We start from the raw sequence: 21637 nt of genomic DNA on the forward strand, positions 1-21637 counted from the left end.
TTTGAATATGAAAAAGAGAATTGCAGCAACAGCGGTTTTGCTGTCGGCGATAATGCTTGCTTCCTGCGGAAATACTGAAAATCCCCCTGCTGAAAGCATACAGACTGAGGAGACCCGGTCGGTTTCGGAAACAACAAAAGCACCCGAAACACCCGAGGAATTTCACAAGGCAATGGTTGACCGCTCTTTATACAGTCTGGGAAACACATCACGTTTAAAGGCTAAAATGGAGCAGGCACGGTCGGGCGAGAAAACCACTGTGGCATACATAGGCGGCTCCATTACCGAGGGCGTTGGAGCAAATGCGGACAGCTGCTATGCAAGGCTTTCATATGAATTTTTCCGAGATACCTACGGTACGGGTGACAATGTGGAATACGTGAATGCGGGACTTAGCGGGACCCCCTCAAATCTTGGAGTTCTCCGTCTGGAAAGGGACGTGCTGAGCTATAGTCCAGATATCGTTTTTGTGGAATTTGCGGTCAATGACAGTCAGGACGATATTGCAAAGGAGTCTTATGAGTCGCTGGTGAGAACTGTTCTTGAGCAGGAAAATGCTCCTGCTGTAGTGCTCATTTTTAATGTGATCGAGTCGGGATACACGGCTCAGGCTCATATGAAGGAGATCGGTGAGCATTACGAGCTGCCTATGGTTTCGGCGGCAGACGCTCTCACTCCCGAATTTGAAGAAGGACGAATGACCTGGAAGGAATATTCGGGCGACAAATCCCACCCCAACACTGATGGTCACAAGCTTTTATGCGAATTTATTGAAAATCTTCTCACATCTGCCGAAAACAGTGCCGACAGCGGAGAATACACACTTCCCGATATTCCGAAATTCGGAACAGCTTACAAAAATGCGGCTCTTGCAACTCCCGAAGCGGAAAACGACAAGATCGTCATTACCGAGACAGGCTCCTTCGAAGCGGTACAGTCGGGCACGTCGGGATTTCCCTGCTCCTGGAAATATAAGGGCGGCAACGAACCGCTGAAGCTTAATACCACAGCAAATGCTTTCTTTGTTATATTTAAGCGTAACAATTCCGACACGATGGGCAGCTTTGATGTTTATATGAACGGCGCAAAGCTGAAAACTGTCAATACAAATCAGTCAGACGGCTGGGGTGAGGCTTTTTCACAGCAGGTCATTAAGTTCCAGAGCGTTAAGGATATGGATATTGAGATAGTTCCTTCCGAAGGAAACGGAGACAGAACTATTGAAATATTAGGCTTTGCAAGCTCGTCAAACGAATAACTGACATATTAAAAACTTCCCGTGAATATGATTTGCGGGAAGTTTTTTTGTACAAAAAAATCCCACAGCAAAATAACTCTGCTGTGGGATTGGTGCGGATAGTGGGGGTCGAACCCACACGGTTTCCCGTCAGATTTTGAGTCTGATTCGTCTGCCAATTCCGACATATCCGCATAAGGTTATTTTACCACATTCCGCTTCGATTGTCAAGCTTTTTTCGTTTATTTTATAAATCACTCAATATCATGAATGACGATTTATTTTTCATTGGGATTTTTATTGATACTTATCAATATCGTTTTGAAGAAAGCAATAGACTGATCACGGAAAAATAATCACTTTACCGATAATATTTTCCGAATTTACAACATTTACCTGCTCATACCTGCTGTCTATGCTTTCTGAAATATTATCTCCAATGACAATATATTCATTTTCTCCTGTTTTTACTTCATTTGTCAAAATACCTGCATAATCAAATTTCTGATAATGGTAAAAAACAGACTCTGTACCATTTATAAATAACGAACCGTCAATTATCTGCGCACTTTCTCCGGGACCGCCCGCTATTCGCTTTACCAACACCGATGATAGTTCATCACAAGTAAATGCAATAACATCCCCTTTTTTATAATCCTTTGAATGTTTGTCAAGCACCACAAGCTGTAAATTACGGTACGACGGCTCCATTGAGCTGCCCTGTATAAGCATAAGCTGATACCAAAACGTTGATACATACCATGCTGCTAAAAAAACAGCACAAACAAAGAAAAGCCATTTTAATAATGACTTTTCTTTGTTTGAAAATTTTTTTCTTTTTTTATCTGATGTGCTGAACGGCTTTTTCATCCGGTTACCTCAATGTCTTCAGATAATTCATAAAGTTTTGCTTGTTTTCAAGCGCTGTTGTAGTCGGGCGGCCCAGATCGTCTCTTGCTCCGATAGAACATTTTACTTCAATAAAGCTTAATTTGTTACGTAATTTAGCAGCTTCAAGCTCTTTATCCAGCAGGTCAAAGCTATCCACAGAAACAGCATAAGGGTATCCGCAGGCTACGGCAATTGCAGTCAGATTGATTTTTGAGGCAACGGTCGGCATTCCTCCCACAGTTTCGTGAGCTCCGTTGTTGATAACAATATGAACCATATTTCCCGGCGCATTGGCTCCCAGCACCGCCATAGAACCCATATGCATAAGCACAGCGCCATCGCCGTCTATGCACCATATCTTTGTATCGGGCTTATTAAGTGCAACGCCCAATGCAATAGAAGAACTGTGTCCCATTGAGCCTACGGTGAGAAAATCATATTTATGGCTTTGTCCGTTTGCTTCTCTTATTTCAAAAAGCTCACGGCTTGCTTTTCCTGTAGTGGAAATTATCGGATCCTCACCCGAAACCTTTACAATGTGCCGAATGATCTCTTCACGTACCATTTTATTCTCATTGCCGTAAACCGTTTTTTCATCATAGGAAAGTGCGCCCTTTCGGATAACAAAAGCAGTATTCTTTCCTTGTTTATGGAGTTTTCGGAAATTTTCCATTGCTGCTGCGACCTCTTCATCGGTTGTTTCTTTGCCAATGACAAAGGAAGCTATGTCCATATCCTCAAGCAGCTTTATAGTCACTTCCCCCTGATAAATGTGCTGAGGCTCGTCGTGAACACCCGGCTCACCCCTCCAGCCTATGATAAACATCATAGGGATAGCATATACCTTATCATTCAGAAGAGAAGCTACGGGATTGATAATATTTCCCTCTCCGCTGTTCTGCATATATACAACAGGCAATCTGCCCGTTGCAAGATGATATCCTGCGGCAAGCGCAGTGCAGTTTCCTTCATTTGCAGCAATGATATGATGCTGAGGATCTATACCATATTTATTCATCAGATAATTGCAAAGCGCTTTCAGCTGTGAATCAGGAACGCCTGTGTAAAAATCCGAATCAATAATTTCTGTAAGCTTTTCAACCTTCATATAACAAACACCCATCCTTTTTGAGAAATATAAAAGCTGTCACAGTTCATCGATCAAAGAAATAATATCCTTGATGGGAAGCAGTCTATCATCAACTTCCAGAGCACGGTGGTATTTTAAAATGTCCTTAGCTGTCTGCTCCATAGCGGGAAAAGCACTTCTGGTAAGCTGATTGGCATAAATGACAATATTTACTCCGTGTTCAGCAAGTTCCGCCTCTGTAACTGAATTGAAAGATGAAGGAACTACAACGATGGGAGTGTCCTTATCCTCCATTCTAAATTTGTCGCAAAATTCCAGTATCTCGGCAGGATCCTTCTTGCGGCTGTGTATCATAATTCCGTCTGCTCCCGCTTCTACAAAAGCTTTAGCTCTTGTCAGTGCATCTTCCATTCCCTTTTCAAGTATAAGGCTCTCAATACGGGCAATTATCATAAAATCATCAGTAAGCTGAACTTTTTTTCCCGCTCTGATCTTCTCGGAAAAATGCTCAATAGTATCCTGCGTCTGTTCGACCTCTGTACCAAACAAAGAATTCTTTTTAAGTCCGACTTTATCTTCGATAATAATTGCGGATACGCCCATTCTTTCAAGGGATCTTACCGTATAGACAAAATGCTCTATAAGTCCGCCTGTATCACCATCAAAGATAACAGGTTTGGTGGTTACTTCCATAACGTCATCGATGGTTCTGAATCTTGAGGTCATATCCACAAGCTCAATATCAGGCTTTCCCTTTGCAGTTGAGTCGCAAAGGGAACTGATCCACATTGCATCAAATTGATCCAGCTCTCCGTTATTTTCGACAACGGTCTTTTCTGCAATAAGGCCTGTCAATCCACTGTGGACCTCAATGGCCTTGACCACAGGGCAAAGCCTGATAAGCTGTCTGAGACGCTTTCTTCGGTACTCGGGCATAGCAAGCTTTTCTTTTATCTTATCGTCAGCATGCTTAACATTTTCATTATAGGTATAGGGAACATCAATAAGCTTTCCGCCGTATTCACTAAGGCGCATTTCCACGTGATCTCTTATTGCTTTCATAGGACCTGACACCCAGTTGTCCCCGTGAATGATATAGTCGGGATGCAGATCATCTATAACAGAATCATACATAAGGTCTTTTTGAATTATAACGTCTCTGATACCTTCTATGCTTCTGAGCATTTCTACCCTTTCCGACTCTTCAAGTGTGGGAAAGCGGTTAAATCTGACCATTACCTTATCAGCCAGTACACCGATTATAACATCGCCGTATTTTTTAGCTTCATTTATTATATTCAGATGACCTTCGTGAATAATATCTGTTGTAAAACACGTGTATACAAAACTCATAGCTTTTTCTCCCGTCAGACATTTTTTTCTATGATCTCTTTGATTATAAAAGCTGCAGTTGCGTCGATTTCATCAAAAGCAACTGTCTTTACCAGATCCACTCCGAATGCCTTTCTGACCTTGGCAATCAGTTCATCTGTGTAAGTCAGCACGCCGTTTTCAACATTTTCCACGCCGTCAAGATATATGGACTCTCTGTTTTTTGCTCTCATTTCATTAAGAGTAAAATGCTCCTCGCATATATATGCCTTAACTTCTCCTTCACTGCCGTCAACGATAACAGGATACCCACCGATCTCACCAAATACACCGGGGCAATGAAGCTTTGTCTTTTTACCTGCTCTTACTGCTCCAAGAATAGCTTCAATTATCTCAAAATTGCTTGACGCATTCATCTGATTTCTTTTAGCGTCAACAGGCATAGGAATACTGCACTCGGACAGTATCTTCTTCATATCCGGCTCAAGCTTTTTTCCGCCGTATCTTATATCAATAAGCATATCCACGCCCTCTGTATGTCCTTCCTTGCTAATGACAACATCGTGGAAATGTGCTACTGCAAATGTGATATCTATATTCCAATAATCCTTGATATCATATTCCTTTGCCACTGCAAATTTAATTCTGGGCAGGAGATGATTGATATTTCCGCTTCCGAAATCAGGATATGCCATTCCCGCAGATTTAAGCCAGGGAATTACTGCGTCTGAATAGGAGGTATTGATAACAATAGCGTCAGACTGTGCTTTTTCATATGCCGCCATAATATTCTTGGTAAATCTTATTGCCAGAGGCGACCATATACCATACGCTCTGATATTTGCCCAGGAAATGCTTCCATACTTCAAGCCCGGATATGCACGGCTGCTGTTCACGATAATATCGGGTGAGAAGCTTTTTATTGCCTCTGCAATGGCATCCACATCGGTAAGATCCACATTGCTTATAACCGAAACTGTGCTTTTATTCTGCCTTCTGATCATTGAAGCAACTCTTACGATATTTACGTCGGACTGCAGCTTCGCATCATTTCTGCCAACAACACAGATCTCCAGATCCTCATCAGCTGTTGACATAAGATAGTCAAGAAGATAATTGCCCACGCTTCCAAGACCGATGATCATTACTCTTGCTTTTCTGCTTTTAAGCGCTTCTCTCATTATATTAAGCTTTTCATTTGTACTTTTCACTTTAGCGTTCCTCCATTTTTCTGATATTTCGGTAATCCTCAACGGTATTACAATTTATCCAGTCACGAACTGTCAATAGTTCATAATCGTCCGCAGTTCTGTTTTCAAAATATTTCTGAATAATCACAAGATTGGTACCCTGCTGTTCTGTTTCAGACAGACTGCTGCATATATGATTTAATTTTACTGTATCTTTAAATTTCCATATCTGCGCAGAATTGCGTATTGATGTAAACGGTTCTTTTATTTCCAACGCCCCGTGATTCGAGTCAAAAATATAATGAATAAATCCATTCACATCTGAATAAAAGGCAACCGCCTTTGATGCAAATATAGCTTCGCAGTTTGCAGTTAAAACATCTCCAAAAGCACTCCATACTTTTTCAAATGTCTCAGGTCTGACATAAAGATCGCCCTCGGCAAACACTATTTCATCAGCACCAAGCTCAAAAGCCTTTTGCAGCCCCAACAGCAGACTGTATCCCGAACCGTAATCTGAAAAATGTGTGTTTTTTATCAAAATGATATCTTTATCAAAACCTGACATTTTTTCAGCGACAGCTTTTTGAAGCTCGCCATACCTGAAGCCACCTACAAGAATTACATTGTCGCAAAACTCATAATTGCTCTTCAGCAGTCTGTAAAGAATGGATTTTTCAAAATCATTTTCATAATACAAGCACTTCACACATTCATTACCGACAGATTGACTGAATCTTGTAGCCATTCCTGCAACTGTTATGATAAGAGTTTTCATCTCTTCATCTCCTAAACACACTTTCGTTTTTTATATCTTGTCAAAATTCCAGATCCTGACAAGCCTCCTTTTTATATCTTCTTCCGTTCTGCTTTTGATTATCAGATCGGGGCTGCTTCCAAGTACGATACAGTTGTCTGGGACATCCTGATCAAAAACAAAGCTGTTTGCGCCGATAATTACATTATTGCCGATCCTGCAATTGCCAATAACAGACGAATTGGCATACATAGTTACATTATCGCCTATTTCAGGCCAGATGCAATCGGAGTTTTTGAAGTTTGCACCTACCGTAACTCCCTGATAAATACAAAAATAATCTCCGAATTTTGCTTTGCCGAGAACAGAACCTATCGGATGCTCAACAATAAAATGCTCGGGCAGCTCAATATTCCAGTACCACTCTACCCCGTTCATAATTTTATTTAGGTAATAGAGTTTATCAGCTAATGGGGTTACCCCCCCGAACGCCTGTTCTATGTGCAAGGTAATATAAAAATACAGCATAAACAGTAGTATTCATCACATCAAAACCTGTTTTAAGATAATAGATCCTGTTTGATCTGTCATAGCTGTCTGTTGTAGATTTTATCGCCGCTCTGATATCCTCAAGGAACTGAGCGTCGTCAATATCCGAAACGTCCCAAAAAGAGTTAAGCTGCCGCTTAACGGTCTGCAAAGTCTCCTCTGCCGTATTCATGTGCTTAAACCCCCAATGTCAGTCTGTCTCTGTAAAACGGGTCTACATCATCCGTAAACAGACTTTGTTCATATGCAATATCGTAATCTGTACCGCATAGAAATATACCCTGTTCAAGATCCAAAACCGCATATTGAGCTCTTGGATCGTGGTTTCTGGGCTGTCCCACCGAGCCTGGATTTATAAAAATAGTCCTTTTTTTATTTCTGTGAGCCTTGTCGTCCGAATCGTAAAACCGCGGAAAAATGTGGGCATAATGAGTATGCCCCGAAAGAACATAATCATATTTCTCATATCCGGATAAACTGCCCTCGGGTTTCAGACCTCCCCAGAATTTGTTTTCCAGATTTCCGTGAACAGCTAAAAATTTCTTTCCGTTTAATTCAAATTCAGCATATCCCTCTTTACCCGATATTTTATTCAGGTAATCCATAGACTCAGCCGTTAATATCTGCCGAGTCCTTTTGGCGGACGCAACACCTCTTTCGGAGGAAAAATGAGCATAATCCTGCTTTAATATCGCATACTCGTGATTGCCCCACAATGAGCAAACCATAGGTATCCGAACGGTCTTTAAAACAGCAATTACTTCATTTGAGCGCATACCGTAATCAATGTTATCGCCCAGCAGCGCAAGTGCGTTGGGTCTGAATCTTTTATTCACATCCGAAAGAACGCTGTTCAATGCGCTGACATTGCCGTGGATATCGGAAAGGATCAATAACTGCATAGCTTACTTTTCGTCCTTCCCATCAGTTTCATTTACAATGATGTCGTCGCTCTCCACTTCTTTATTTTTATTCTCGTCAATACCCAGCTTGTCGTTTATTTTCTTTTTTGCCTTTCTGAAATAAATACCTACAGCTGCTCCTACTGCAATAACCACGCCTGCAATAGCCTGTATGAGATATGTCATAACGGAAGGGTCAATGTAAGCTCTTCCGTTAACGCCAAAGAACAGCATTGCTCCAAAAATCACCGAAGAGCCTGCAATTATTGCACCAAACTTATTTTTCATTTTTATCTTTCTCCTTTTTTTCCTGAATTTTATTTTGAACAGCCCGGATAATGTATCTTCCGCCAACTTCGGCAGAATGATCCAGATTATACAGATATTCGTGGGCAAGATCATTGATCTGCCGACGATATTCCTCAGTATGGGTCAGAAGATAGTCCACCGTATTTTCTGTTTCACTAAGGTTATCCAGATCAAGACTTTTTCCAAGCTTATCCCTCAGTAAGATATTAAGAGGAGTAACGCCTATCGCCTCATAATCGGGATTCATCACCTTCATGGGGGTGTTGATAAACAGTATGGGTTTAAGCGTTGTAAAAGCATATTCCCAGCTGATTCCGCTCCAGTCAGTGATGAGCAGGTCCGCTTCAAGAATAGGACTGTTGGAAGAAAAGTCAGTCTGTATCTCTATTTCAGAGGAAGAATATTTTTCCTTCAATGCGTCCATATATTCTTTTTTCAGACGGACTTCCTGGGGATGAGGTCTTACTGTGATATCATATCCCTTGCCTTTTAGACTGTCAAGCAGTTCTTCAAGGCAGTTATCAATGATATTATCCTTCTGCCATGACGGAGCAATGAGAATCTTCTTTTTTTCATTCGGCTTGTGCTCTGTGGAATTGTAATCCTTCCTCAGCTCGTCGATAAGCGGGTATCCCAGCTCCACAAGATTTCTGCTTGATTTATAAAACATCTTCTCGGTTTTTTCTTCCTCTTCCTTCTGATGCTTACCGGAGCAGAAAATCGTATCAAAATGTTCTGTGCAGCCTTTGCGCATACCCATATTGTTGCTGCCCATTCCGTGCTGCACAAAAATATATTCTATGTTATCCCTTATATAGCTTCTTTTGATATGGAAATTTTCCAGATCGGGCATGGTCATAACTACCACATCAGCGTCCATTTTCATCATCAGTGTGATAAGCTTGTTTTCTCCGATGTAATATGCTCTGATCTTAGGCTCAGCCTTCTCCATTTCAAAGATTTTATCATTTGGGTCGCTTGTAATATAATGAATGGTAATATTGGTATTCTTTAGAATGTATTCAATAAATCCTTTGAAATACTTATAAAAGCCGTTACTTTCGGAATAAAAGACGAGATGCTTGTTGACTACCGAAAAAAATCTCTTGTAATCAGCACGTTCTTTTCTTCTGTTTTCTGAGAAATAGCCCTCCTTCTTTTTCTTGCCTATGCTCTGAAGTTCGGCAAGCTGTTTTCTGCTTTCTTCCAGGCGTTCATAATCCACAAATCTACGAGGACGAATTATCCAGTTACAGATATACATCTGTAAAACTGCCATTAAGTTGCTGCATACCCAGTAAAATGCAGTTCCCACAGCTACGAACCAGCCAAGATATAAGGAAAGCGCTACTGAAAAAATGGTCATTCCGTATTTATTTATCTTTGTCTGCTCTGCCTGTAAAACATTGCTCTTATTCTGAGCGATACAAAGGATAAGCGCTGCCAGACCGGCAATTATCGGTGACCAGATCAAGCTGACCCCGACCTGACTGGGAACCTGTCCCAAATCTACAGGACCGAAACGCATATCAATTGAAGGATTGGCAATTCCAAGTTTTATGACCTCAACAACTCCCATCAGCAGAACCAATTGAATAATTGTGGGAATAGTCGATGCCAGAGGATGATATTTCTTTTCCTTAAACAGTTTGGATTGTTCCTCGGCTATCTGATCGTCCTGACCGTAATATTTCACTTTTATAAAGTTAATATCCGGCTGGATCTTCAGCATTGTTATTGAGTTAAAATATGTCCACAATGATACCGGCAGCAAAATTATCTTACTTATCAAAGTAAAAAGAATTATTGCTAAACCATAGTTATGGCATATGCCGTAACATATATTCATAACCCATTCCAGAGCCGCATATAATATATTCACATGTATTACCTCTATTTTTCAGAAATTGTAATTGTTTTAAAATACAAAGCCAAAGTTCTGCCATCATCACTTTTTCCAAGTTCCTTAGGTGATATAGCATCAGGAAGTTCAAATATCAGGTCCAGCACGCCATCTTTGATGCAATCCGCAGGAATTAAAACTGTCTTTGTCTGGTCATCCTCTGCGATATATGATTCAACTTTTTTGCCATTGGCATAAATTGTTACATTTTGAAACTCGTTGAATGTTTTATAATTCAAAGTGAGTTCCAGATCTGTATTGTCAAAATTCTTTATCATAAATTTCATTTCCGATTCTGTCTTATCAGTCCAGGTACCGTTTGTCTCCGAATCGGAAAATCCCGAAATACAATACTTGCTGACCGTATTTCTTTCTTTGTCAAAATAAAGCTCAGTACCTAAATCATAATAAGCTGAACCGGAGGCAGCATCTACTGACATTTCTTCATCAGTATCAGAGAATGTCATTTCATAAAATGCCAATGCAAGCATTCTTTTGTCCCCGAAATTTGGATCCACATCACAAGGTGCGACTGCATTTGGCAGCAGCAGCTTTATTACGAGTTCTCCGTCCGTGATCAGTTCTCCGGGAATAATTATGGAATAGTTGTCCTTTCCCTTTGCAGTAAATCTTGCAATCAAGGACTCGTTTACATATACCTGTACCGGCTGTTCCCCGTTATATGATTTACAATTTATATCCCATTTAATATTATGGAAATCCTCATTGATGTTGACCTTGAGTTCTGCCTCATTTCCATTAGTCCAGATGAGAGATTCTTCAACTGTCGAAAAGCCTTTTTGAATAAAACGAGGAAATTCATTATGACTTACCGTTTTTCCAAGATCAAATGAAAATGCTGTGCGTTGTTTCTTTAAATCAAATTCCTCAGACGAATTTTCCAAAACAACAGTATCAATTTTAAGATTGGTCTTTTTGAGCAAACTTATTTCGCTGTCTTCACTGCCCGTCTGATCAAACACCAATTCAAGGATATTATCATCACTGATTGATGCTTTTGGAATAATAAAGCTAATATCTTCTGCCGCTCCATATGACAGCTCAGCTGTAAGCTGATCATTTGCATAAAGCGAAACTGCTCCGTCACCACATTTGTCTGCAGTATGAACAGTAACCTTAATGTTTTCAAATTTCTGACCACTCAGATCAAATTTCAGCAGCGCTTTTTGATTTACATTACCATAGGAAATACCATATGGACAATATGTATATCCGGTTCTGCCATCGGTAAATTCAAGAACTGTTCCTAATGCATATGAATAGTCGGCATTCTCGGACAAATACATTCTTCCCGAAGGCTCCAGATTTGCAGTATCATAGGCTGTACCTTTACAGAACATTTCTTCCATTCCGGGCATAAACTGCCTTGACCAGGCATCGTCCCAATTATAGAAAAGAAATCTCCGGCTTCCGTACTCAAGAGAACAGTTACTGATAAAGTTATCATCAACTATTTCTCCATTTGCAAGCGCTATCCATATATCATCGAGAAATTCAAATGACATACTTGTATCAGATACTTGAAATTCATGATGCTCGCCCGCATTTTTTATCATAAATATCGGATTTTGGCTATATCCGACTTGACCATGATCTGCAAGAATAACTATTGTTGAATCATCATAAACTCCGTTGGATTTTAGACTATCTATATATTTTTTTACAAGTAAAGCATTTCCCGCAGCTTCATCATAAGGTGTATATTGAACATCACTATCAGATTTCAGATCTTCTCCGAACGTATATGGAGAATGTGTTCCTTCTAAATGATAAAACTTAAACAGATTACCGGTCTTTGACAGACTAAGCCCCTCTTTTTCGAAACGTTCTGCAAATTTCTGAACGTCGGGTGAAAAAGCAGCTCCTGATGTATCGGACGTTTTTAATTTTGATATTGTATCCGTATCCGTAAAGAAATACTGCTTTAACTGATGAGGCATATAATTAAAAGAAACCAATTTATATATTTCTTTTGCAAATTCCGATTTATCTGATATTATATAATGACCGACTTCTATATTTTCATATTCTATTTTTTCGGGTGAAAGATACATGGAATTAGTATATACATTCAAAGTAAAGTTTTTTTCATTAAATTTTTCATACACAGGGTTATCAATATATGACTTTTTTATATAATCAACATAGGGTTCTTCATTTTCATACCATTTTCCTGTAAGCATATATGGAATAGCACATTTCGTAGTAGGATATGCGCCTAATGTGTCTTTATAGAATGTAAAATCTGCAAACATTTCAGAATATTTTTCATTATCACTGTCGAGCAGTTCGCTAAAATATTCTCCATCGTAAGTGTCAAGTATGAATACAACAATATTCCTGTCTGATGAAAGTTCAAACAAATTCTTATCGGTGTTGACTGCTTGAAATGTATTTTGCATACCTCCGATATTTTGCACAACAAGTGTTCCGGTAGTAACGAGCTGAATCAAAAAGAGAAATACAGAAACTCCCTTGCCAAACACAGGGACCTTTTCTTTGAATTTAACGCAAAGTATGATACATAAAATTATGCATATTGCTATTACTGCAATACTGGCTATTCCATAACTTACATATGAATTCCAATCAATATCAGTGCCATTTAACACTCCGTAATTTCTGGGGATATAATTTCCCTGTATATACAGATAAACTAATCCGCATACAAGCGCAGCATACACATAATTGGATATGCCAAGCTTGCTTATTCCAAAAAAACATACAGACAGTATCAGGAAAGCCAAAACAAATACAATTGCCGATACAGACATCAGCTGACCGAACGAAAACCAATATTCATCTTTATTTGCAAAAAAAATGTCTATTGGTGCAAACATACACAGCATGAAGCTGATCTCAAATGCTAACGCAAGCCATTGAAAAAGGTCTGTTTTCCCAACTATCTTTTTTATCATACATATAACCTCTTTTTAAGACAATAACCATTTAGTGATCATTTTAAAATACAATAGAGCATACCATTCAAATTGATATACACTTAATAGTTTAGCACATTCATATTATAAAGTCAATGTTTTTCTGATAATCCCGTATACACTTTTATGTCTGTCGCTAATATGTCAGAAACGGAAATAAAGGAAAGGACTGTATCCGCTGCCGACCATATAGCAAACTGCTACTAAGAAAATCAACAGCACACACGTCTGATATATGCTCTCCTTAACACTGTTCTTTTTAATAAGTCCGGTAAGTTTTGAATGAGGAATTGAAAAAATTATTCCTGCGATCAAAAAGAACCAATATTCATTTGTCATTACAAATCTGAAATTATTGTAATCTGAGCCTGATAGTGTAAACATACCCTTTATAAATTCGATCGCCGCGGACAGAGAATCCGCTCTGAAGAACACCCAGCCGATCAGAATGACAAACAGCGCATAAATGTGCCTGAATACTGACGGTATCTTTTTAAGAACCTCTGAAAACCCTAATCTTTCAATTATCAGGAAAACTGCATAGAACAGTCCCCAGACAATAAAATTAAAGCTTGCTCCATGCCAGAGACCTGTCATAAAGAAAACAATGATAAGATTAATATATGTTCTCATTTTGCCTGCACGGCTTCCGCCAAGAGGAATATAAAGATAATCCCTGAACCAAGAACTTAATGAGATATGCCACCTGCGCCAGAATTCCTGAATTGACTGAGATATATACGGATAATTAAAGTTTTCGGGAAAATCAAATCCGAAGATCTTACCTAAGCCGATCGCCATATCAGAATATCCGCTGAAATCAAAAAATATCTGTAAAGAGTATGCAATTATACCTATCCAATTCACAAATATCGAGCCATACTCTCCGCCAAATGCCGTGTCGGCGATTTTAGCCAGTTGATCTGCGATAAGCACTTTTTTGGAAAAACCAACTGAAAAACGCATAACACCTGTGTATGCATTATCCCATGTAGTCTTACGATCAAGAATCTGTTTTTCAACATCAACATACCTTACAATAGGTCCCGCAATGAGCTGAGGAAACATCGATACATAAAGCGCTAAATTGATAAGATTTTTCTGGACTTTGACATTTCCGCGATATACATCAATAACATAGGACATTATCTGGAATGTATAAAATGATATACCTATAGGAAGAAGTATTTCTTGAATCTGTATGCTGCTTCCGAATACTGAATTTATCGTATCTACTGTAAAATTCAGATATTTAAATACATAAAGTACGCCTAAATTATAGATCACAGAAAAAGCTAAAAACAGAGAACGACCCTTTCGGTTTTCTTGAACCAGAAATCCCAGACCATAATTGATCAATATTGAAGCCAGCATTACCAGAATATTCTTAGGTTCTCCCCAGGCATAGAAAAATAACGAAGCAAGAAGTAATATTACATTCCGATACTTTTCAGCGGAAAGAAAATACAGGATAAGAACCACAGGCAAAAATATAAATAAAAAAACAGTCGATGAAAAAACCACTTATTTGGCCTCCCCCAAATATTCTATCCTGAGTGCTAGCTCTCTGGCATCATCATTTAATCCGGCATCTTTGGGAACAAACGAATTGCTGCACTTTCCAAAGATCGTGTAGATATGATTATCATTCTTTTCCAGCATATCAGGCGTTAGGATCAGCTCATATGCCCCGGCTTCGGAACAAACATTTTCCGCCACCTTCTCACCATTTACATAAAATGTGACCATATCCTCATTCGTACCATCAAAGACCTGACCCGGAACGACATATCTTATGAATAAACCCTTATTACTTATTTCAGGAGACTGTAAAGTAAAAGAAAATTCTTTATTTACCCACACAAAGCCATTCTCTTTCTCATATACTCCAATATTCTCAGACATATTATATTGTTCATTTGATGCACCGTCAAAAGATGACATATATACTTTTCCGGGCACATAATTATCAAGCGCTGCATCAAGATTCTCTATAAATCCGTTTGTACGGTTCTTTATCATTGAATCAACCAATTCAATTACTACTGCATCAGAATTGTCAAGATAATAATTAAAATCCATTTTGCCCCAATCGCCATCTATCCTTGTGATATCACCATTTGGATCCTTTATATAATTGTTATAACTTACAAAGTATATTTCTTCGTCCGGATACATTGTGGTAACATCCTTGATAAACCCTTCCGCAAATGAATCACCATATAACAATAAATGCATATTATCATAACATTCATATTCTGCCGGAGCAGTGGAATACTGATAAAATGTTTCATCAAGTTTATTCCATACATTTGCCAGATCCCATACATCCGCGTCACGCCAGAACGGAGTATTTCTTTCCTCAACACCGGTAAAAACCATATTTCTGTAATTTTTTCCTGTTATTTCATTCAGCTCTTTTATGATCCGCTGGCTTGTAGTCTGTTCATAAATGCGTGACCAGTGAACTCCCGAAGCATAATATGTCGGATAATTCAATTGGTCTGCATAGTCCTCACAAAAAAGCGCTTTTACATCAGTAGCTGAAATTTTATCCCTAAACAGATCTGCAGAATAAATATTAGTATCGTTCTTCAAGTAAACATAATTTTCGGGTATTTTATCCAAAAAAAGATGTGCCTTGCTTGGTATAATATATATATATAATTTTTTGCCCCATTTATCTAATTTTTTCTGAACGCTTGAGAGATGACCTACAAATTTTTCCATCATTTCCTGATTTTCTTCTATTGAAAAATCATTGGAATTGCCGATATTGAGTTCTGATAAAATATAATGTTTTGAAATAATATAATGATCCTTACCCATCGGATCTCTGGCTTCATTAAATAAATTATATCTTAATGTATTATATGTTTTTGTATAAATACCGCGTAACGGTAACTGCTTGTCTGTCATTTGGGATGCTGACGATTGATATTCGCCCGAAACAAAATTCTCAAACGTTAATTCCTTACTTTCAACTTTGTCAGTATATCCTTTAAGCTCAACATCTACATCAATTTCAAACAATTTTTTGGCTGCCATCAGTATCATTGGCAAAAAGATAATGAGTAAAAAAACAATAACACTTGTCTTTTTTATTATATCCATATACCATTCCTCCGAATTTGTAATCAAGCTTAAATGGATAAGAGAAGATGTACCTTTTCCCGGACTAAATCCGCTATCCAACAATAAAATCCGTCATCTTTTTTGAAATGACTCCTGCCGAACACTCCTCTTTAACATACCTTGCAGCATTTTTTCCCATCTGACAGCATTTGTCTCTATCTGAAATAAGCTCACTAAGAGCCACTTCAAGATTTTTTTCGGTATCATCAAGGTCAATTTTGCAAACGCAGTCATCGGGAAGCTCGGAAAACCATCCGCCGTTATTTGTAATGCATACCTTGCCCAATTGTAAGATACGGAGCATTGCACCCGATGTCTCACCCATAGTGGGATTTCTGAGATTTACTATAATATCGGCATAACTTACAAAGCTGTTGAACTCATCAAGCTCGGTAAAGCCTGTCTTTATGATAAGACCGTCTTCCAGCTCATCATTAACATATTCGCCCTTTCCCACCATAACATAGCATATCTTTTTATCGGATCTTGCTGCGATTTTTTTTACAGCATGACATGTTTCCCTGTTGAGCTTAGTATTCTGAATATAACCGAATGCGCAAATAACCACTGCATCTGTAGGAATCTTGTATTTCCCGAAAAGCTCTTCCCTGTCAATGATAACCGCATTATCGGATATCTGCTCAATTAAATTGATATGCGCAATACGGTCAGCTTTAACTAATCCGGTATCAAGGATTTTATTCTTTGTATATTCCGAATGTGTAATAAACCTGTTTTCCGATCTGAGCAGCTCGGTGTTCAGGGGCAGTTTGGACGCTAATTGTATATTGATCTGATGATTTTTAAACCCTTCTTTGAAAGAAACAAACTCCTCAATGGAAAAGTCTTTATATAAAGATGTAAAAAGCGTCCTCTTTTGTTCTTTATAGTACCCCCAGATAAAATGGAACAGAACCAGATCATGCTGAATAATAATTCCGGGGTGTTTCAATGCAGTTTCATATATGTATGAATGAAACTCAGCATTATTTCCCATATTGTACAGAATATAGTCAAAGCTATCAAAATCGACTATATCGGCGCCAAATTTCAGAACAGGATATTTTTTCAATGAATCATCGGTGATATCATAGTTGTCTGAAAACAAAGTGATATCAAAATTATCCTTGAGTGCATCTACAAGTACCACTGAATAATCCGAAATTCCGCTTTTCATCGGCGGAAACGGACTTGCATATAAAAGTTTTGGTTTACTCATCGATACACCCCGCTTATTCAGAAAGAAGACTGTCTATAACATAATCCCAGTCCATATGCTTGTCGATCAGCGATCTCTTTCCTGATTTTCCTAATCTTTCAGCTTCGCTGCGGTTATTATAAAGATAATCTATCTTTTCGGCTATCTTCTTTGCCTCCGGCTCAAGAATAAATCCGTTAACATTATCCTCAACAAACTCAAGAGGTCCACCCGAATCGGTATGAACGATAACGGGTTTTTCGGAGAAAAAGCCTTCCAGCGTAATATAACCGTAATCCTCGTCATATGCGCCGAAATATACACAAAGACACCTTGCATAGTAGGAGATCTTTTCCTCTTCCGAAATAAAGCCTGCAAGAATGACCTTATTCTCCAGATCATTTTCACTGATAAGCTGCTTTAAGTATTCTATCTCCCCGGAATCTCCGCCGCCTGCAATAACAACTTTTGCATCAGACCTGATATATTTTGCTGCTTCTACCAGAAGCCTCTGACGCTTTATTGTGTTGATACGGCTGGGATAAAACACGAAATCCTCATAATCCTCACAGTGGAGCTTCTCATAATTTAAAGGAGGGTGATAAAGCACCGTTGAATCCAATCCGTTATATTTTTTAAGTCGGTTTGACGTATTCTGAGCTATTGTAAATCTTTTTTTGTATTCAGAAAGGTATCTGTTATCACAATCAACAATAAAATCTCTTATTTTTTCGCCGTCCCGCCAGCAATTTATATCACCGTACTGAGTCCCCCAGATATCATATGCCTGTCTGTGCTGATGCATTAGCCAAAGCACTTTATTGTCATGTTGGATATAATATGCAGGAAACTTCATTGCAATAACTTTATCGATTTTTTCCCTGCCTGCTTCGGAAAGATCGATCATTCTGCCCATATTCATAGCCTTTATCAGCGTTTCCTGAGGATACCATTTAAATGGGATAGATACTATATCTGCTTTATGTCCCCTTTTTATGAGTTCATCCTTCAGCATTTCTGTCAGGATCTCTGCCCCTCCTGTGGTAAAAGGGACCTGCACAGTAACAATAGCAATTCTCATTATGATCCTCCCATTAAACTAATCTTTTGTGTCCCGAAAGCTCATCGGAATATTTTCTTTCTCTGATGACCATTAGTCCTGCGCTTACGGACGAAGGCTCTGACCCGATATAAAGAACTCCGTCTGAAAGCAAAAAATCCTTACAGTCCGACAAACAAAGCCTCGGAACATAAAAATCTTTTGCCAGGCGAGAACAGTCACTTTCCTTGTCGGAAGTGATCAATGCTTCGCTTCCGAGGAAACGTGTAAGCAGACTGTCAGCTTCGGAAATTCTGACAAATTCAATATTGTCAGTTACCGCATAGCCCTTCATAAGCATTCTGATATATGGCGTATCATTATGGTCCCCCACTGCAAAGACTCTGATGTTTTCACCGCAGGCTCTTTTATATAGATAAACGGCGTTTATCACCATTCCCATTTGGTCTTCGGTACAGCATTCGTCAATAATAACGCCCATAAGCTCGGTCTCAATAAGCTCGCAAAGAAGGCTTTCTTTGGGGGTCGCTTTTTTGATCTCTTCAATATTTATCATATGCTCCCACACCTTACTTTCTTGCAACTACCGCATAATCACGGCATCCGAAAAGGAGTTCGGAAACTTTCTGCATAGACTCGTTAAATTCTCCGAATTCTGTTTCGTCTTCTTTGATTTTCGGTATGCTTAACGGATACCTGCTGCTCTCAAGATAAATGATGTCTACCTTTGAAAAGCCGGCTTTTTCAGCGAGATATTTCAGTGTTAACGGGTGTACAGGCTTCTGATGCGAAGGATCGATATAAAATGCACCGTAAAAAATTGCCAGCGTCTGTGGATTCTGAGTCTCCATAATAAGGCAGCAGCCGTCCTCCAGCTTTTCATACGCCATATTACATATAGTCACTATCTGATCTGTAGTGATATGCTCAACCACCTGTCCCAAGAAAATTCCATCAGTGCTTTCCTGACGGCTCAGATAAGCAATTGCGTCATCGAGAACCACAGGAAGCCCCAGAGATTTCATATATTCCACATATGGCTCGTACTGATCCACACCTGTAACTCCCACGTTATTTTCCGAAAGCAGCTCGGTGAACTCTCCTCTGCCGCAGCCAAGGTCCAGGACATTCTTTTTGCCTTTGAAATACGGGATATATATCTTCTGAACAGATTTAATATGCTCTCTGCTTCCTCTGAAATGATTTTCAAAGTCAAAATAATCTATCGAATTATAGACATTGGAATTTTCCGGTGCAGAATACTGAACGCTTTCCGCCTGAGAAGAAGCTGTCCCGGCATTTTTTTGAGTTCCTTTTTCCAAAGAATTTATTCTTGCTTTCAGACTGAAGACCTCCGCAAGCAGGAGCTGAATGGTCTTTTTGTCCCCATCGACAAATTCGGAAAGAATACTGTCGTAATTTGATAATGCTTTGTTTATATCTCCGACATTATCACCTATCTGATGAGTATAGCCGTCAAGCTGTCTTAAACTGTTTTCGAAGGAATCTGTTCTTGCCTGCACATCTTCCGCCAGCTGTACGATGGAAGCAGCTTGCTCACCCAAAATTCTGTCATAGTTCTCCTGTGCTTTAAGCAAATCGTTTGTGCTGTCGTCTATCTGATGAGCAAAGATATCAAGCTCGGCCAGGCTTTCAGCAATTTTTTGGGATTTTTTGTTTATTACTTCCGACTGATTCAAAAGCTTGCTTATTTTACCGGTAAGCTCTGCCAATTTTCGGTCATTATTGCCAATTCTCTTTGCAAGACTACCGTTAACATTATTTATTCTATCATCAAGAGCGATACGTTCATTGTACAGTTCATCACGCAGACGATAATTTTCATTTACCAGCGCGTTAATTCTGCTGTTTACTCTGAAAATGCTGACAAAACAACTAAAGAGCCTGCCTATTACAGGAATACGCATAAGCTTTTTATTTCGCATTCTCTTTTTGTAATCCCTGTCAAGCCCGATAATATCCACACCGCACTTCTCACCCTCAGCGGAATAGCGCAGCATATGTAATATCTCAGCAGGAGAATACTCTAAAGACCGAAGCCTGGAAAGAAACTTTTTTCCTCCCTGAGCATCAGGCTTTCTCCAAAGAATATTGATGTATGCTTTCTCTATAAATTCTCTGTCGGTAAACTTATATAATTGATCGACATTTATACTTTCATAGCCCGTAAGGATTATTCCTCTCTGCTTTCCGCCCTGAGATGAAGCCATTACCTTCATGCGTTCAAGCTTTGCATTTCTGCTGTTATCTTTTGATAATAGCGCAAGCAATGACTCTGCTTCACTTTTTGAGGGAACTCTTCCTATAATGGTCATATAAGCCATATTAACAAATTTTTCGCCGTCATATGCCAGCAGTTCCCGTATATTTACAACGCCTCCTCTTTCCGCGGGAAGACGTGCAGGGGTAACAAACCTGAGCTTGTCCAGATCATCTTTTTTCCTTTTCAGATCGCCATAGAGTGAAGAATACTCCAAAGTATCATCGTCATAAATGTCCAGCGTCATACTTTCAAAAGACTTGCGGCCAAAGTAATACGAACTGTTATCCAAATCCGAGAACATATATTCACCTCAAAATTTTTGGTTAAGGCATAGGGAAAAATTATGCCGCTTAATACTTCACTTAATATAAATAATCGTTTTGTAAGCAAAATTATACTTATACATTATACCACAAATGTACTTTTTTGTCAAGTAAAATAATTTTGTGTGCGGACCATCCGCGGTCTGTGATAACGAGATATCTGTGTACAGAAGCGAGTCTGACGATGACCCCTATGCCCTTCCCACAATTATCCGGAACGGAAATATATCAGACATTTCATGGGTACTGGAATCGGGTGATGTAGGCGGCATAATTCTCGTGTGGATAGGTGTCATATTCATTATTATTTCTGTTAGCCTGGCGTCATATTACATAGAGGAGCAAAAAGAAGCAGCTGCACCGCCTGAACCAAATAAAAAAGCCCCCCATAAAAAAGAAATAAAAAAAGTAAAAAACGCAGATAATGATTTTTTCTCTGTATTTTTGATTTTTATCCCTGTTTTGGAGCAACATACGATTTAAACCCCTAATTCTGCGGCAGAATTAGGGGTTATTC

The 21637-nt window shown here is 39.1% G+C and carries 19 protein-coding genes and 1 tRNA gene; 2 read left to right on the top strand and 18 right to left on the bottom strand.

Translation table 11 applies throughout. From position 1 onward, the window contains the following. Positions 1 to 7: 7 nt before the first annotated feature. Positions 8 to 1258: a GDSL-type esterase/lipase family protein gene (locus ACI4J0_RS11850; RefSeq protein WP_439766023.1), complete on the top strand. Its 1251-nt coding sequence runs from the start codon at positions 8 to 10 to the stop codon at positions 1256 to 1258. A gap of 90 nt (positions 1259 to 1348) precedes the next feature. Here ACI4J0_RS11850 and ACI4J0_RS11855 read toward each other — a convergent pair. From ACI4J0_RS11855 to ACI4J0_RS11940, 18 genes are all read right to left on the bottom strand, one after another. Beyond that, positions 1349 to 1431 (bottom strand) — tRNA-Leu (locus ACI4J0_RS11855). A gap of 148 nt (positions 1432 to 1579) precedes the next feature. Continuing rightward, positions 1580 to 2107, bottom strand: coding sequence for a signal peptidase I (gene lepB / locus ACI4J0_RS11860; protein WP_439766024.1), 528 nt, complete (start codon positions 2105 to 2107; stop codon positions 1580 to 1582). 4 nt (positions 2108 to 2111) lie between these two features. Then, positions 2112 to 3236: a phosphonopyruvate decarboxylase gene (gene aepY / locus ACI4J0_RS11865; protein ID WP_439766025.1), complete on the bottom strand. Its 1125-nt coding sequence runs from the start codon at positions 3234 to 3236 to the stop codon at positions 2112 to 2114. Between the two features lie 39 nt (positions 3237 to 3275). Next, positions 3276 to 4571: a phosphoenolpyruvate mutase gene (gene aepX / locus ACI4J0_RS11870; protein WP_439766026.1), complete on the bottom strand. Its 1296-nt coding sequence runs from the start codon at positions 4569 to 4571 to the stop codon at positions 3276 to 3278. A gap of 14 nt (positions 4572 to 4585) precedes the next feature. After that, positions 4586 to 5761 (bottom strand): saccharopine dehydrogenase NADP-binding domain-containing protein, encoded by a 1176-nt coding sequence (locus tag ACI4J0_RS11875; protein ID WP_439766027.1) that lies wholly within the window; start codon positions 5759 to 5761, stop codon positions 4586 to 4588. 1 nt (position 5762) lies between these two features. Continuing rightward, complete coding sequence (locus ACI4J0_RS11880; RefSeq protein ID WP_439766028.1) at positions 5763 to 6518, bottom strand: DUF6564 domain-containing protein; 756 nt, start codon at positions 6516 to 6518, stop codon at positions 5763 to 5765. Positions 6519 to 6548: 30 nt separating this feature from the next. Then, positions 6549 to 6935 carry a hypothetical protein gene (locus ACI4J0_RS11885; protein ID WP_439766029.1) on the bottom strand — a complete coding sequence of 129 codons (387 nt, stop codon included), beginning with the start codon at positions 6933 to 6935 and terminating at the stop codon, positions 6549 to 6551. Between the two features lie 25 nt (positions 6936 to 6960). After that, complete coding sequence (locus tag ACI4J0_RS11890) at positions 6961 to 7218, bottom strand: hypothetical protein (protein ID WP_439766030.1); 258 nt, start codon at positions 7216 to 7218, stop codon at positions 6961 to 6963. 4 nt (positions 7219 to 7222) lie between these two features. Further along, entirely contained in the window at positions 7223 to 7948 is a 726-nt protein-coding gene (locus ACI4J0_RS11895) for a metallophosphoesterase family protein (RefSeq protein WP_439766031.1), read from the bottom strand. A gap of 3 nt (positions 7949 to 7951) precedes the next feature. After that, positions 7952 to 8236: a hypothetical protein gene (locus tag ACI4J0_RS11900; protein WP_439766032.1), complete on the bottom strand. Its 285-nt coding sequence runs from the start codon at positions 8234 to 8236 to the stop codon at positions 7952 to 7954. After that, positions 8226 to 10106 carry a membrane protein insertase YidC gene (gene yidC / locus ACI4J0_RS11905; protein ID WP_439766098.1) on the bottom strand — a complete coding sequence of 627 codons (1881 nt, stop codon included), beginning with the start codon at positions 10104 to 10106 and terminating at the stop codon, positions 8226 to 8228. Before yidC ends, ACI4J0_RS11900 begins: the two co-directional genes overlap by 11 nt. Positions 10107 to 10150: 44 nt before the next feature. Further along, positions 10151 to 13099 (bottom strand): hypothetical protein, encoded by a 2949-nt coding sequence (locus ACI4J0_RS11910; RefSeq protein ID WP_439766033.1) that lies wholly within the window; start codon positions 13097 to 13099, stop codon positions 10151 to 10153. Between the two features lie 165 nt (positions 13100 to 13264). Continuing rightward, complete coding sequence (locus tag ACI4J0_RS11915; protein ID WP_439766034.1) at positions 13265 to 14644, bottom strand: MBOAT family O-acyltransferase; 1380 nt, start codon at positions 14642 to 14644, stop codon at positions 13265 to 13267. After that, positions 14645 to 16234 carry a hypothetical protein gene (locus ACI4J0_RS11920; protein WP_439766035.1) on the bottom strand — a complete coding sequence of 530 codons (1590 nt, stop codon included), beginning with the start codon at positions 16232 to 16234 and terminating at the stop codon, positions 14645 to 14647. A gap of 73 nt (positions 16235 to 16307) precedes the next feature. Then, a complete protein-coding gene (locus tag ACI4J0_RS11925) occupies positions 16308 to 17474 on the bottom strand; it encodes a hypothetical protein (RefSeq protein ID WP_439766036.1) in 1167 nt (388 codons plus the stop codon). Between the two features lie 13 nt (positions 17475 to 17487). After that, complete coding sequence (locus ACI4J0_RS11930) at positions 17488 to 18534, bottom strand: glycosyltransferase family 4 protein (protein ID WP_439766037.1); 1047 nt, start codon at positions 18532 to 18534, stop codon at positions 17488 to 17490. Between the two features lie 13 nt (positions 18535 to 18547). Then, positions 18548 to 19069: a hypothetical protein gene (locus ACI4J0_RS11935; RefSeq protein WP_439766038.1), complete on the bottom strand. Its 522-nt coding sequence runs from the start codon at positions 19067 to 19069 to the stop codon at positions 18548 to 18550. Between the two features lie 13 nt (positions 19070 to 19082). Then, positions 19083 to 21041: a methyltransferase domain-containing protein gene (locus ACI4J0_RS11940; protein ID WP_439766039.1), complete on the bottom strand. Its 1959-nt coding sequence runs from the start codon at positions 21039 to 21041 to the stop codon at positions 19083 to 19085. 241 nt (positions 21042 to 21282) lie between these two features. Between ACI4J0_RS11940 and ACI4J0_RS11945 the strand changes: the two genes are divergently transcribed. Beyond that, positions 21283 to 21603, top strand: coding sequence for a hypothetical protein (locus tag ACI4J0_RS11945; RefSeq protein WP_439766040.1), 321 nt, complete (start codon positions 21283 to 21285; stop codon positions 21601 to 21603). Positions 21604 to 21637: the final 34 nt, after the last annotated feature.

Origin of the sequence: Huintestinicola sp. (assembly GCF_051882455.1) — a bacterium.
Lineage (GTDB): Bacteria > Bacillota > Clostridia > Oscillospirales > Ruminococcaceae > Huintestinicola.